Origin of the sequence: Altericroceibacterium endophyticum (assembly GCF_009827595.1) — a bacterium.
Lineage (GTDB): Bacteria > Pseudomonadota > Alphaproteobacteria > Sphingomonadales > Sphingomonadaceae > Altericroceibacterium > Altericroceibacterium endophyticum.
The window spans coordinates 76,281-89,315 of record NZ_WTYT01000003.1; the positions used below are offsets into that span (position 1 = coordinate 76,281).

The following is a 13,035-nucleotide window of genomic DNA, read 5'->3' on the forward strand; positions in this document are numbered from 1 at the left end:
AAAGGGCTTAGTCTTGGGCAGCATGCGTATTTTCGCCAGAATCATTGCCTTCATGGCCGCCCTGTCGCTCGCTGCGACACCCGCCACTGCGCAGTCCATTCTCCGCGATGCTGAGAGTGAAGCCCTGTTTCAGGACATGATCGATCCGCTGGCAGAAGCCGCAGGTTTACAGCCCGGCGCGGTGGAAATCGTCTTGATCAACGATCCTTCAATCAATGCCTTCGTCGCGGGCGGACAGCGGATCTATATTCATAGCGGGCTGATCAATGCAGCCGATAGCGCCAATCAGGTGCAGGGCGTGATGGCCCATGAGCTGGGCCACATCATGGGCGGTCATATCATCAGCACGCGCGACGGGATCAGCAAAGCCAGCAACATCACCATCCTTTCCATGCTGCTGGGCGCAGCGGCCGCACTGGCCGGATCCGGCGAAGCGGGCATGGGCATGATGATGATGGGGCAACAGGCGGCAATGGGGTCCTTCCTCGCCTTCAGCCGGACGCAGGAGGCCAGCGCCGATGCCGCGGGCGCAGAATATCTGTCCAAGGCCCATATTACGGGCAAAGGATCGCTGGAATTCTTCAAGAAATTGCAGAACCGGGAATTCCGTTATGGCTATAGCCAGAACGACGAGGCCGGTTTCGCGCGGACACACCCGCTATCGGGCGATCGGATAACCCGGCTGCGCCAGGATTACGAAAAGGATCCGGCATGGAATACCGCGCCCGATCCGGATTTGCAGCGCCGCTTTGAACGGATCAAGGCCAAGCTTTACGGTTATCTGGCCGAACCTTCCGCCACCTTGCGCAGCTATCCCGAATATATGGACAGTGTTCCCGCCCGTTATGCGCGCGCCTATGCGTATCACAAGGATGCTCAGATCGATAAGGCGCTGGCTGAAACCAAGGCGCTGCTGCAAAAAAATCCTGATGATCCTTATTTTCTGGAACTGGAGGGTCAGGTGCTGCTGGAATCGGGCCGTCCGAAAGAAGCACTCGCCCCGCTGCGTGAGGCGACCCATCTCACGGGTAATACTCCGTTGATTGCCTCCACTTTCGGTCACGCGCTGATCGCGACCGAGGACCGGGCCAATTTCAGCGAAGCCGAACAAGTGCTGCGCGCCGCAGTGGCACGCGACCGGGAAAATCCCTTTGCATGGTATCAGCTGGGCATTGTCTATGCGAGCGAGGGAGATATGCCCCGCGCACGGCTCGCAAGCGCCGAACAACAGATCATGAGCAATCGCCCGGCGCAGGCGCTGCAAAGCGCGGAAGTCGCCGAGCAGGGGTTGCCGACAGGCTCACCCGATTGGTTGAGGGCGCAAGATATTGCAATGCAGGCACGCGCGGAGCTTGAACAACGCTCAAAGCGGAAGTAGCGTCAAAGGCTATGAAACGAGATACCTCCTCTGCGCCGTCTTGCTGGCTGCTGATCGCATTCGTTTCGGCCCTGGCCGGTTTTGGCGGTGCAGCATTGTATGACCGTACCGGATTTGCCGATGACGCCATGCGTGACTATCTTTTGGCCCATCCGGAAATACTGCCCGAAGCGATGGAAGTGCTCCGGAGCAGCGAACAGCAGGCCCAGCTTGATCCCATGCGGACCAAACTGGAAACGCCCTTTCCTGGTGCCGTGCTGGGCAACCCAGATGGTACGGTCACGCTCGTTGAATTCACCGATTATGCCTGCGGTTATTGCCGCAAGAGTGTCGATGATGTGAAAGCCGTGATCGCGGAGAATCCGGATTTGCGCGTCGTGATTCACGAAATGCCAATTCTTTCCCCGGAGAGTGCCGCCGCTGCACGGATGGCATTGGCCGCGGCCGAACAGGGTAAATTTGCCGCATTCCACGACGCCATGTTCGCCATGGGCTCGCCCAATGAAAAAACCATCGCCGCCGCGGCCCGCGAGGCCGGAATAGATTTTGATCAGGCCAGTCAGGATATGGCGAATGGTCAATATGATCAGCGCCTGCAGGCCAATATCGAAATGGCCAGTTCGCTCGGCTTCCAGGGAACGCCCAGCTGGGTCGTGGGTGATCAGGTTCTCTCGGGTGCACAAGGCAAGGAAAAGCTGGCTGAGGCGATCGCCGCCAGCCAAGAGAACAGTTAACGAAACTGAGCCCGGAACTGGTGAAGGGCAACCGGCGGGACGCGCTGTGCCCAAAACGTGCCAGCAGCGGTGGTGCCGGTCGAAAAATGCTCACGATTAAGCAGAAATTCCGCTAAAAGCCGCTATATGGCCGTTTTGCCCATCAGTCCCTCTCCGTTTTTCCGCAACAAGAATCGCGCGTTCTGGCGGCTGCAGTTTTTCGGCTGGGGCGGCGCGATGCTGCTGCGGGCGATGACCAGCATCGTCAATGAAAAGCCCCTGTCCTTTCTGGTTCTGGTGCTGATCGCGACGATCACCGGCTTCTCTATCAGCCTGATACTTTCGGTAATCTATGGCCGGCTTATTCGATGCCGGCCCTTGTTGACCTGGGGCGTTACCACGCTGGTGCTGCCGGTCGCGGTGGGTGTTTCGGCCATCATCAACGCCTGGACGATCAGCCTTTACCAATCCGGCAGCGAGGCCAGCTTCGCGCAATTGGTGCTGGGCGTATTCTATATCGACATGATGCTGCTCGGCGCGTGGTCGGGGCTCTATTATGCGATCAATTTCTTCCTCCAGGTGGAAGAACAATCGGACCGGCTGGAGCGGCTCGAGGCGCAGGCAACCGCCGCGCAGCTCGCCATGCTGCGCTATCAGCTCAACCCCCATTTCCTGTTCAACACGCTCAATTCGATTTCAACGCTGGTGCTGCTGAAACAGACGGAGCCGGCCAATGCGATGCTGACGCGGCTATCGAGTTTCCTGCGTCACACCCTGATCACGGAACCAGCCGGTAAGGTAACGGTCGAGCAGGAAGTCAAAACGCTCAAACTTTATCTCGACATAGAACGCATGCGTTTTGAAGAACGTCTGCGCACCGATTTCAGGATCGATCCGCAAGCGGCAAATGCATGCCTACCCTCGCTTTTGCTTCAGCCTCTGGTCGAAAATGCCATCAAATATGCCGTCTCCACCCAAGAGGAAGGCGCGCGGATCAGACTGACCGCGCAGCTCATCGGGCGCAGGCTTCGCATGACCGTTTCCGACACCGGGCCGGGATTGCAAAACAGCGCTCATGAGCCGAACTGGGCCCGAACCAGAAAGGGAGATGACAAATCCGTGTCTACCCATGTGGGTCTTACAAATATCAGGGATCGGCTTGTTCAGGCTTATGGCAGTGACCATCGTTTTGAGATCCAGTCGCCGCCCGAGGGTGGCTTTACTGTGATCGTGGAAATTCCATTCGAAGAAGCGGAGCAGGCGGGCATTAAAAAGCCCAACGCGAAACCTGCCGCCGCCTCGACAGTTGAAACCATGCCTGAAACACAGGCTTTGGGATAAATATATGACCATTCGAACGATCATCGTCGATGACGAGAAACTGGCTATTCAGGGCCTCCAGCTGCGGCTGGAATCCTGTTCCGATGTCGAGATCATCGGCACTTGCGCCAATGGGCGCGAGGCCATCCGCATGATCAAGACCGAAAAGCCGGACCTTGTATTTCTGGACATCCAGATGCCCGGCTTTGACGGATTCTCGGTTGTGAAGGGCGTGATGGAACTCGATCCCCCGCTCTTTGTCTTCGTCACCGCATTTCAGGAACATGCCATTCGCGCCTTTGAAGCGAATGCCGTCAATTATTTGATGAAGCCGGTCGATGAAGACAAGCTGGCCGACACGCTTGAACGCGTGCGGCAACGGATTTCAGAAAAGCGCTCCGCCGAAGAAGCGGTTAAGCTGAAGGATGTTCTGGCAGAAGTCGCCCCCGATGCGATGGATAATCTCGGTGACGAAGAGGAAGCCAGTTCCGGCCGTTACGAGAAGCTGATCAACATCAAGGATCGCGGGCAGATCTTCCGCGTGGATATCGATACGATCGAGCATATTGAAGCTGCCGGCGACTATATGTGCATCTATACGGGCGACAATTCGCTGATCCTGCGTGAAACGATGAAGGATCTCGAGCGGCGGCTCGACCCGCGTATCTTCCAGCGTGTGCACCGTTCCACCATCGTCAATCTCAATCAGGTGCGTCAGGTGCGCCCACACACGAATGGCGAATGCTTCCTGGTGCTGGAATCCGGTGCAGAAGTGAAAGTCAGCCGGTCGTACCGCGATGTGGTGGCACGCTTCGTCCATTGATAAGCGCGTTCCTGGAAATGGGATGCCAGCGTTGACGGATCGCGTCCTCCTCCGGCAGAGGCGCTGTCTCTGACAGGAAGGAAAGATATGCAGGACTGGTCGCTCCACGGGTTTGATACGCAGCAATTTGTGCGCGCCACCCTGGCCGAAGATCTCGGCGAGGGGTGGCCCGGCGGCGGCCGCGACGTGACGGCGGAAAATGTCATCCCTGCCGATGCACGCTTTGCGGGCATTATGGATAGCCGGGATGAAGCCGTCATCGCCGGCCTGCCGCTGGCTGCGGCCTTTTTTCACCATCTCGACCCGGCGATGGAGATTGAGATTCTGGTTGATGAAGGTGCGTCGGTTACCCCCGGTACGGCGCTGATGCGGCTTACCGGAAATGCGCGCGCCTTGCTGACTGCCGAACGCAGCGCTCTCAACAGCGTGCAGCATCTCGCCGGTATTGCCAGCATGACCCATGATTATGTCGCGGCAATCGGATCTGCCAGCGCCGTGCTGCTCGATACGCGCAAGACTATTCCGGGGCTTCGCCTGCTGGAAAAATACGCCACCCGGATGGGCGGTGCGCAGAACCATCGCATGGGTCTGTGGGATGCCGCGATGATCAAGGATAATCACATTCTGGTGGCCGGCTCCGTTGGTGAAGCCGTGCGCCGCGCACGTGACGCCGGGGTGCAACAGATCATCTGCGAAGTGGACCGGCTGGATCAGATCGAACCGGCACTATCGGCTGGCGCGACGCATATATTGCTCGACAATATGGGTCCGGACACTCTGCGAGAGGCGGTTGCCATGATTGGCTCGCGTGCGCGGACGGAGGCGTCAGGCGGTGTCACCTTGCAGACAATTGGCGCGATTGCGGCCAGCGGCGTCGATTATGTGTCGGTCGGACGATTGACGCAAAGCGCACCCGCTGCGGATATCGGGCTGGATTTCACCCCCTTGTGATGGTTGGAACTGCAGCCCTGATATAAACCGCTTGCGCAAGACGAGGCGGCTTGGGAGTAATCCCTATGCTTCGCCTCGCCCTCTTCGCCGCATGCGCCTGTCTGATCGCTCTGGCCCCCATATCGGCTCAGGCGCAGGCTTATCAGTGCCGCATCGGGCAGGTGCCCACAGCCGCACCGCACATCACGCCGACAGGACCGCCGCGGAATGTACCCGCAACGTCCTATGTTCTGGCCTTGAGCTGGTCGCCGGAATTCTGCCATTTCCGCAAGGATGACAAACAGCATTGGCGGCAATGTTCGGGCCGGGCCGGGCGCTTCGGCTTTATCGTCCACGGGTTATGGCCGCAAAACCCGCGCGGTGACCCGCAATATTGCCGCAAACCGGCCGCGCCCACATCACACGACATCGCCAAAAACCTGTGCGTCATCCCATCAGTACGGCTGCTGGCGCATGAATGGGCCAGACATGGAAGCTGCATGGCCAAGCGTCCGGCGACATATTTCAAGATTACCCGCATCTTGTGGAACAGCCTGCGCTGGCCAGATTTTGACCACCTTTCACGCCGCGATGGCCTGACGGCTGGGATGATCCGCCAAACATTCGCCGCCGCAAACCCGTATTGGGAGCCGGACCATATCGGGCTCAAGCTGAACGAAAAGGGATGGCTGGAGGAAATGCGGCTTTGCTACGGCCTCGATTACATGCCGACCCATTGCGATAGCGGAAGCTTCGGCCCGCCTGATGATAAAGCTGCGAAAATCTGGCGCGGGCTCTAGGCCGTAAACTCACAAACAGCACCATCGAGGTTTGAGACAAAATGGCTCAGCGCAAGGAAAGAAGGCATGGGGATATCTCGATATTTCAAGGCTTCTTGACGCAGCGATGGGCCATTTTGGCCAAATCGCTTTGCGACGCCCAAATGGCTTCCCTCTCGAAACAAATCGCCCTTGGAAAGGCAAACAGCCTTCCCGGCGGGCGCTTTGCCCCGATATGTTCGCCATTTGGGCGCCCCGACGGTGCTGTTTGTGAGTTTACGGCCTAGCGCCGCTGGGCAAAGAAGCTGCGCAGCAATCCGGCCGCCTCTTCCTCGCCCAGACCGGCATAGATTTCTGGCACGTGGAGGCATTGCTTCTGATCAAACACCCGCGCGCCGTGCTCCACCGCACCGCCCTTTGGGTCCGATGCCGCATAATAGAGCCGCGCGATCCGGGCATGGGCAATCGCGCCCGCGCACATAGCGCATGGCTCCAGCGTGACCCACAGATCACAATCCTCAAGCCTTTCCTGGCGTAACTGACTCGCCGCGGCACGAATCACATTGATTTCAGCATGGGCCGTTGGATCATGCGACAGGCGCGGGCTATTATGCGCCTCGGCGACAATTCGTCCCTGCTGCGTCAACACCGCCGCGATCGGCACTTCACCGGCCAAAGCCGCCTGATGCGCCAGTTTCAATGCACGTTGCATGGGTTCAGGAAGAGGCCAGCGAGACATGTCACCAGCGCTAAAGCCTTGCATGACGGCCTGCAATGCCTCAGGGAAACCTTGACGATTCGGATGAGGCGCGTTAAGCGCGCGCCTTTCCGATAAAGCCTGTATTTATTACGAGAGATAGACCATGTCGCGCATTTGCGAACTGACCGGCAAGGGCCGCCAGACCGGCCACAATGTGAGCCACGCCAATAACAAGACCAAGCGCATTTTTCTGCCGAATTTGCAGAACGTGACACTGCTGTCCGACAAGCTCGACCGCAGCTTCAAGTTCCGCGTTTCGACGCAGGGCCTTCGCTCGGTTGAACATAATGGCGGTTTGGACAATTGGTTGCTTAAAACCACCGATGCCAAGCTGTCCGCGCGCGCCGTCAAGGTGAAGCGTGAATTGCAGAAAGCTGCCACAGCAGCCTGATTGGTTCGGTCGGCGCTGCAACGCGCCGCTGACATCATCTTTCTGACCGGGAATCACGGCGTGTGGCTTGTCCGCGCGCCTTTTCCTGTATCTGCTATGGTTTTGGATCGATTTGATCCAGCCGGCATAGTGGACCGGATGGCAAGGTAAGGCGTATTTTCACCAGCAATGTCTGCTGAAACGATGCACGATTATCGTCTGAGACCATCCATAGATCCACCGCCTCCCCTTTGGCGGCAGGCGCGACTGCCAATCCCTCATAATTATCCATCCTGATCTGATCCGCGAAATTCACCAGCGGACACCATGGCCATGTTCCGCCCCGCCCGATGGCCGACGGATCAGCCACCACTATCCGCGCGCCGAAAAGCGGCGGCGGCAAATGCAGCGATCGCAAAAGGATCAGAACCCGGCCATCCGGCAGCAGGGCCATGTCCGTGGGCCGGTAATTGGCCGGGGGGATGAAGCGAAAGCTGACCGGCAAATCTTGCTCGGCCTCCTGCCCGCCCTCCTTCGGCGAGGGTTTGGCTGGTCCAACGCGCTCGGCTTCGTTGGGGTCGGCCTCTTCCATCTTGCTGGCCTCAACCGGATCTTTGGGGAACAGCAGTCCTTCGCTCGGTGCAATCCCCCATAAGGCCTGGCCTTCTTCCAGCACAATGAACCGGCCGTCATGCAGGCGGAGGAGCGATTCCGGACCGCTATTCGACGGCCAGTCTGCCATTGCCGCTGGCTGCGCAAAGGCATCATCCGCCTCGCCAGTCAGCATGGGCAAACGATAGATGGTGTTGGTTATCTCATAGGAAAGCCAGATTTGTCCGCTCTCGCGGTCGAGAGTCGCGCTTTCCGTGTCGAAGCTCCATCTTTTCATCTCGGCAGGCTTCGGTTGGCGATTCCACCAGACGGGCTCCAGCGTAGTGTCGGGAGTTCCGATCCCCAGCCACCAGCCACGGTCACTGAACAGGATCAGCCTGTCCCTGTGCGGCACGACCAGTGCAGAGAAGCCGCCAAACTCCTGCCCGTCGCCGGTTAATGCCCACTGGCCCACCAGGGTCAGCTTCGCGTCACCACTGCTCTGTAACACCCGCTCCCCGTCCAGCTGACGGACCGTGACACGATGCGGTGTCTTGGACAGGGGCAGAGGTGCCCCTGTCCATTGTCCTGTCAGCACCAGAAGCGCCACCAGCATCACTAAGGGAAAGCAAGCTATCAGCGCTCGCCCCGTCAGCTTCATACCGATAATGCCTGCATCTCGGCGTCAAACTGGCGATGAAAGGGTTCCATCCGATCACGATAGGGCCTTGCCACCTGCAGGCCCTTGCGATTGATCGGCTGACGCACCTGCGCAGCGCTGGTGGTGGTCACAACGCGCTCCGTGCGATGCGGGGTAAGCATGGCGGGGTCGAAATCCAGGCCGCAATGATTTGCAATATCCGGTATCAGGCGTTCGGGCTGATCAACCAGCTCGCCATAATCGACAACCATCATCCGCTCACCCAGCACATCCTTCCACATGGCGAAGAGCGCTTCTTCCAGGGCAAAATGCGTGCCGATGGAGCCGAGATCCTGGCTCCAGGCAAGCCCACGCGCGAAGTGACTGCGGAAGGCGGACCAGGCGCAATCTTCCAGATTTCGGCGCAGCCAGATGAAACGCGCTTGCGGAAACAGGGTGATGGCCAGTCCCACCATGCGCGGCGTGCTGAGCGATTTATCAACGATCCGCCCATCACCGAAGCGCTCCTGCGCCATGCGCTGATATTCCCCCGCCACCTGCGCGAGCGATCCCCCGCGCGCCGTGAAGGCAGAAATATCGGCGGGCGCCTTGCCACCCATAATCCGCGCCATTTGCGGCAACAATTCCATCTCTCCGCCCCCGGCCACTGCCGGGTGACTGGCCAGAATCTGTTCCACAAGCGTGGTACCGGAACGAGGAAGGCCGGTGACGAAGATTGGTGCGTCCTGCGTTGCCGTTGCAGTCTCGGTCTGCTTCTGCCCTCGCCAGTCAGCGATAAGCTTGCGCACATCCGCCTTATCCCGCTCGGGATCATACGCCCGTTTTTCGCTCAAAGCGCGGCCGGCATCACGATAGGCTATAAAGGCAGCGTCATGATCTTCGTTCTGTTCATATATGCGCCCCAGAGCTGCCAGCAACGCTGGTGAGTGATCCTGCCCTCGCTGAACAGTCCGCGCTCTTATCTGCTCCAAGCGCATGCGTTCGGCATCTGAAACTCCGCCTGCCATGGCAAGTGCAAGCCAGGCTTCACCAGTTTCCGGTCGTTCTGCTAGACAGCGCCGCAGGTGTTGCCGTGCGGCATCGAGATCTCCGGAATCAAGAGCCAGAGTGCCCCTGAAATAGGCATTCTCGGCGATAGTTGGCACGGTGATCGGGATGGAACCGATAATTGCTCCAGCGCGCTCCAGATAGCCCGCTTTTGCAAGGATGGAGGCCGCCAGGAAACTTGCTTCATCACCGCCAAGCTGTCCGCGTAACAATTCTGCCGCTCGGCGCGCGAGTTCGAATTCGCCATCATTGAGCATCGCCTGTGCGATCGATTGCCACTGACGCCCTAGCGCATCTTCCGCCTCGACCATGGCAACCACGGCCTGGCGTACACCCTTTCGGTCTTTACGCTTCAGTTTGTCTACAAAAAAGGCGATCCGCCGCTGTGTCGGGGCACTCTGCTTCATCATGATGCATGACATAGCAGCGCCACAGCAATTGGCGAATGCGTAAAAAAAGAGGCGGGACTTTGCCCGCCTCTTTCTTCAATTTGTGACCACCTTTCTTAGAAGGCGATATCCATACCGAATCGCACATAACGCGGCGTCTGGTAACCTGTCGCCAATCCATAGCTTGGGTTAGGAACATAACCGATGATGTTCTGATCATCATCGTATTCCACATTCTGATCGCCAAATTCGTCACGGCCCGTAACAGCTTGCGCATTCAGTAGATTGTAGACGTCGACACGGAACGTGAACATCTGTCCGGTCGGAGCTTCAACTGTGTAGGCTGCACGTACGTCGAAGCGACTTACCCAGTCGGTTTCCTGCGCAGTTCCGCGTGGGGATGGTTCGCCCCCACAATAGTGGGAAGAGTCCTCATACGCACCCGCGAATGCATCTGTCGGATGCCAGCCCAGGCAGCTCAACTTGCGTGGCGAATCAATATAGGCATTTGCCCCAAGCAGCAAACCTTCCCATGGTGAAACCGCACCAAAGAGCTTGAAGCGGTGACGTCGATGGTTCGGGAGATAACCATAGGCATATTCCGTCAGAGCAGGCTGATCGAAGTCTTGTGTCGCCCCGGCGTCGTCTTGTTCGAAGTCAGACGACACAAAGCCTTCATAGTTACCCTTGGATTCAGACCAGGTGTAGCTACCACCGACACTCCAGATGCCGTCCCATTCCCGGTCAAACGAGAATGTGACGCCATCATAGGTACGCTTCGGCTTCGGATAACCTAACTGTTCCGCGGTAAATGTAACTTCTCGCCCATCCAAGCCGTACAAGTTGAATGTCGCATCTTCGCCCGGATTGACAAAGGTGTATTGATGGAAGCCAGTCCAGATATCGTCACAGCCTGCGATGCCATTCTCATCGCAATAGTTAAGGACGGCTGCATCGACCGCGACGTCTTCAGAGGCCTCATCAAGCGAACGGTGAGTGTAGTTGATACCAACCTTGAATTGCCCCAAACGCTGTTCGTATCCGATAATCCATTCGCTACTCTTGGTAGCATCAAGGCCACGGGCAATCGTGGAATCACTCGGCGGAACCGAGCCATCGCCCGTCACAAGGCAATTTTCTCCGCTCGACGTTGGAGTTAGACCGACCGGGCAATTCCCTTGATAGGTAGCATTGTTAGTGACCTGCTGACCCAGCTGAGGAATACCGTTGGCATCAAAGCCATCATAAGTCCAAAGTTCACGGAAGTAGAATTCGGAACCGGTGTTGCGGAAAGCTGTGTTGCTGGCAAATGGTAAGTAATACTGAGAGTACGAACCGTAAATCCGGCCGGAATTATCGTCGAACAGATCGTAAGTAAAACCGAGGCGAGGAGCATAATTTTCGTCTTGGATGACGAGAGGCTCCCCATCGGCACGATTCACCTTAAAGTCATCGCGGCGCAAGCCCAGATTCAAAGTGAGACGATCAGTGACACTCCATTCGTCCTGGATGTAAAACGCTTTGTTCTCAGCGTCAAAAACACCGCCACTGTTATAGTAGTTTACCTGAACCTGGCCATTCGGCTGAATTAAGTAAAGCGCACCTGCATTCCCGCCATATGCCTCTTCACTCAAATAACCATTGGAGAACAGGAATGCACCACCTGTGCGAACCGACGTTTTTTCCAATGTGTTATTTTCAACGTCAAATCCAGCACGAATATGATGTTCGCCGAAAGCATTGAAATAGAGATCTACATCACCGCGATAGAATTCGCGTTCCAAGCGGTAGGGAACCTCAGCGCTGGAGATCGTCTGATCGTTAAAGAAACCGCCCGGCAAAACGCCGTCAACAGTGGAGCCACTATCATTCCTCACAAAAGGAAGACCCGCAGCCCCTGCCACGCCGACGACCTCACTACGATCCCGCATCCGTCCATAAGCTGCGGAAACAGTGAGCCAATCAGTGAAATTGCCGGTATATTTCCCGACAAAATTTACACCGCCGTAGCTATAGTTTGTGGTTGATTTGGAAAGACCAAGACCCTCGGCGCTCGTGAAGCTGCGGTCATTACGGACCGTAGTGTTTCGCGTGTCGAAGATCGTGAATTCGAGATGCTGACTATCGATCGGATAGGCGTCGATTTTAAGACCCCAGAAGGGATCGTCATTCTTACGTTCAACAGCGGTATTTGCTGGAACGGAAACGCGGCGAGATTCCTGATTCCGGAACTCCGCCAAGCCATAAATAAACAGCCTGTCTTCAATAATAGGCCCGGAGGCTTCTACGATAGCTGAATATTCGGTGGTGTAGTCGGTTGCTCGAGAAGTCGACGGGTAGCAGCCAGCTTCATCGCATTCGGTCAGATCTTTCGCATCCGAGCGCCCCCATTTGGGCTCCCAGTTAAGATGCATTCCCGCTTCAAACGAATTGGAGCCAGATTTGGTTACCTGGTTGACAATACCACCAGTCGCACGGCCGAATTCGGCCGAATATCCGCCACTTTTAACTTCAACCGATTTCAGGAACTCAAATGGCACCTGCGCCGAACCAAGATAATTGTCGAAGTTGGTGACGTTGAGGCCGTTAACGTAGTAAGCGTTTTCGGCTACAGACGAGCCACCGATGGAAGCAAGCGCATTGCGCCCGCCGGTAGTAAAACCATCGTCACCCATGGTGGTGCCTGGAGCAAGCAGGATGACCGAGGTAAGGTCACGCTGAACCGGAACGCGGCTGCTCAGATCTTCCAGATCGACGTTCAAGCCCGTCGTTGTGCCTTCAAAGTCTGTGACGATTTGCGCACCGGTAACGACGATTTCGCCGCCCGTGGAAAGGGTGACGCTAAGATTGGTGGTCTGGGAAGATCCGATCGCCAGACCTTCAGCGCGGTAATTGGCGAGACCCGGTGCCGAAACTTCAACATTGTAGGCACCAGAGGAAAGACCGGTGAAACGGAAATTACCGTTCTGTCCGCTGGTCGCTGTACGGTTAAAACCCTGTGCCTGCGATGTGATGGTGACAGTGGCACCGGCAACCGCATTCCCGGTTTCGTCCACTACGGTGCCCGTCAGTGCGCCAGCGGTGTAATCCTGTGCCGCAGCAGGCGCCGCAACGGCGACCATGCCGACGCCGGCGCCGACCAGTGCGAGCGCTTGCAGGCAACTTGCACTGCGAAGAGCTGATTTCTTGAGGAGTGTTTTCAACGTTCCAGTCCCTTTATTTTGAATCGCCATCGGAACTGTGGCGATCCCCCAAACACTTACCCGACCGATCT

General features: G+C 57.2%; 11 protein-coding genes. 7 read left to right on the top strand and 4 right to left on the bottom strand.

Annotation, left to right across the window (positions count from 1 at the left end; genetic code table 11):
* Positions 1-22 precede the first annotated feature (22 nt).
* The 6 genes from GRI91_RS07390 (at position 23) to GRI91_RS07415 (ending at position 5,964) form a co-directional block, all read left to right on the top strand.
* Positions 23-1,378 (top strand): M48 family metalloprotease, encoded by a 1,356-nt coding sequence (locus GRI91_RS07390; protein ID WP_202385516.1) that lies wholly within the window; start codon positions 23-25, stop codon positions 1,376-1,378.
* Between the two features lie 11 nt (positions 1,379-1,389).
* Entirely contained in the window at positions 1,390-2,112 is a 723-nt protein-coding gene (locus tag GRI91_RS07395; protein ID WP_160736033.1) for a DsbA family protein, read from the top strand.
* A gap of 126 nt (positions 2,113-2,238) precedes the next feature.
* Positions 2,239-3,432, top strand: a complete 1,194-nt coding sequence (locus GRI91_RS07400; RefSeq protein ID WP_160736034.1) for a sensor histidine kinase — start codon at positions 2,239-2,241, stop codon at positions 3,430-3,432.
* Between the two features lie 4 nt (positions 3,433-3,436).
* Positions 3,437-4,234, top strand: a complete 798-nt coding sequence (locus GRI91_RS07405; protein ID WP_160736035.1) for a LytR/AlgR family response regulator transcription factor — start codon at positions 3,437-3,439, stop codon at positions 4,232-4,234.
* 87 nt (positions 4,235-4,321) lie between these two features.
* A complete protein-coding gene (gene nadC, locus GRI91_RS07410) occupies positions 4,322-5,185 on the top strand; it encodes a carboxylating nicotinate-nucleotide diphosphorylase (RefSeq protein ID WP_160736036.1) in 864 nt (287 codons plus the stop codon).
* A 65-nt stretch (positions 5,186-5,250) separates the two neighbouring features.
* Positions 5,251-5,964 (top strand): ribonuclease T2 family protein, encoded by a 714-nt coding sequence (locus GRI91_RS07415; protein WP_160736037.1) that lies wholly within the window; start codon positions 5,251-5,253, stop codon positions 5,962-5,964.
* 262 nt (positions 5,965-6,226) lie between these two features.
* Here GRI91_RS07415 and GRI91_RS07420 read toward each other — a convergent pair whose 3' ends face one another.
* Positions 6,227-6,682 (bottom strand): nucleoside deaminase, encoded by a 456-nt coding sequence (locus GRI91_RS07420; RefSeq protein WP_160736038.1) that lies wholly within the window; start codon positions 6,680-6,682, stop codon positions 6,227-6,229.
* 124 nt (positions 6,683-6,806) lie between these two features.
* Here GRI91_RS07420 and rpmB point away from each other — a divergent pair, with 124 nt between their 5' ends.
* On the top strand, positions 6,807-7,094 hold the full coding sequence (gene rpmB / locus GRI91_RS07425; RefSeq protein WP_160736039.1) for a 50S ribosomal protein L28: 288 nt from the start codon (positions 6,807-6,809) through the stop codon (positions 7,092-7,094).
* 94 nt (positions 7,095-7,188) lie between these two features.
* Here the strand turns inward: rpmB and GRI91_RS07430 are convergent, their stop codons facing one another.
* The 3 genes from GRI91_RS07430 to GRI91_RS07440 form a co-directional block, all read right to left on the bottom strand.
* Entirely contained in the window at positions 7,189-8,325 is a 1,137-nt protein-coding gene (locus tag GRI91_RS07430) for an esterase-like activity of phytase family protein (RefSeq protein WP_160736040.1), read from the bottom strand.
* Positions 8,322-9,782: a tetratricopeptide repeat-containing sulfotransferase family protein gene (locus GRI91_RS07435; protein ID WP_160736041.1), complete on the bottom strand. Its 1,461-nt coding sequence runs from the start codon at positions 9,780-9,782 to the stop codon at positions 8,322-8,324. The genes GRI91_RS07430 and GRI91_RS07435 overlap by 4 nt, the downstream gene beginning before the upstream one ends.
* Before the next feature lie 95 nt (positions 9,783-9,877).
* Entirely contained in the window at positions 9,878-12,994 is a 3,117-nt protein-coding gene (locus GRI91_RS07440; RefSeq protein ID WP_160736042.1) for a TonB-dependent receptor, read from the bottom strand.
* Positions 12,995-13,035: the final 41 nt, after the last annotated feature.

Excerpts from the sequence above, each read along its gene's own strand:
- GRI91_RS07440 (WP_160736042.1), bottom strand. The coding sequence starts at position 12,994 with ATGGCGATTCAAAATAAAGGGACTGGAACGTTGAAAACACTCCTCAAG.
- nadC (WP_160736036.1), top strand. The coding sequence starts at position 4,322 with ATGCAGGACTGGTCGCTCCACGGGTTTGATACGCAGCAATTTGTGCGC.
- GRI91_RS07400 (WP_160736034.1), top strand. The coding sequence starts at position 2,239 with ATGGCCGTTTTGCCCATCAGTCCCTCTCCGTTTTTCCGCAACAAGAAT.
- GRI91_RS07395 (WP_160736033.1), top strand. The coding sequence starts at position 1,390 with ATGAAACGAGATACCTCCTCTGCGCCGTCTTGCTGGCTGCTGATCGCA.
- GRI91_RS07435 (WP_160736041.1), bottom strand. The coding sequence starts at position 9,782 with ATGATGAAGCAGAGTGCCCCGACACAGCGGCGGATCGCCTTTTTTGTA.
- GRI91_RS07405 (WP_160736035.1), top strand. The coding sequence starts at position 3,437 with ATGACCATTCGAACGATCATCGTCGATGACGAGAAACTGGCTATTCAG.
- GRI91_RS07420 (WP_160736038.1), bottom strand. The coding sequence starts at position 6,682 with ATGTCTCGCTGGCCTCTTCCTGAACCCATGCAACGTGCATTGAAACTG.
- GRI91_RS07415 (WP_160736037.1), top strand. The coding sequence starts at position 5,251 with ATGCTTCGCCTCGCCCTCTTCGCCGCATGCGCCTGTCTGATCGCTCTG.
- GRI91_RS07390 (WP_202385516.1), top strand. The coding sequence starts at position 23 with ATGCGTATTTTCGCCAGAATCATTGCCTTCATGGCCGCCCTGTCGCTC.
- GRI91_RS07430 (WP_160736040.1), bottom strand. The coding sequence starts at position 8,325 with ATGAAGCTGACGGGGCGAGCGCTGATAGCTTGCTTTCCCTTAGTGATG.
- rpmB (WP_160736039.1), top strand. The coding sequence starts at position 6,807 with ATGTCGCGCATTTGCGAACTGACCGGCAAGGGCCGCCAGACCGGCCAC.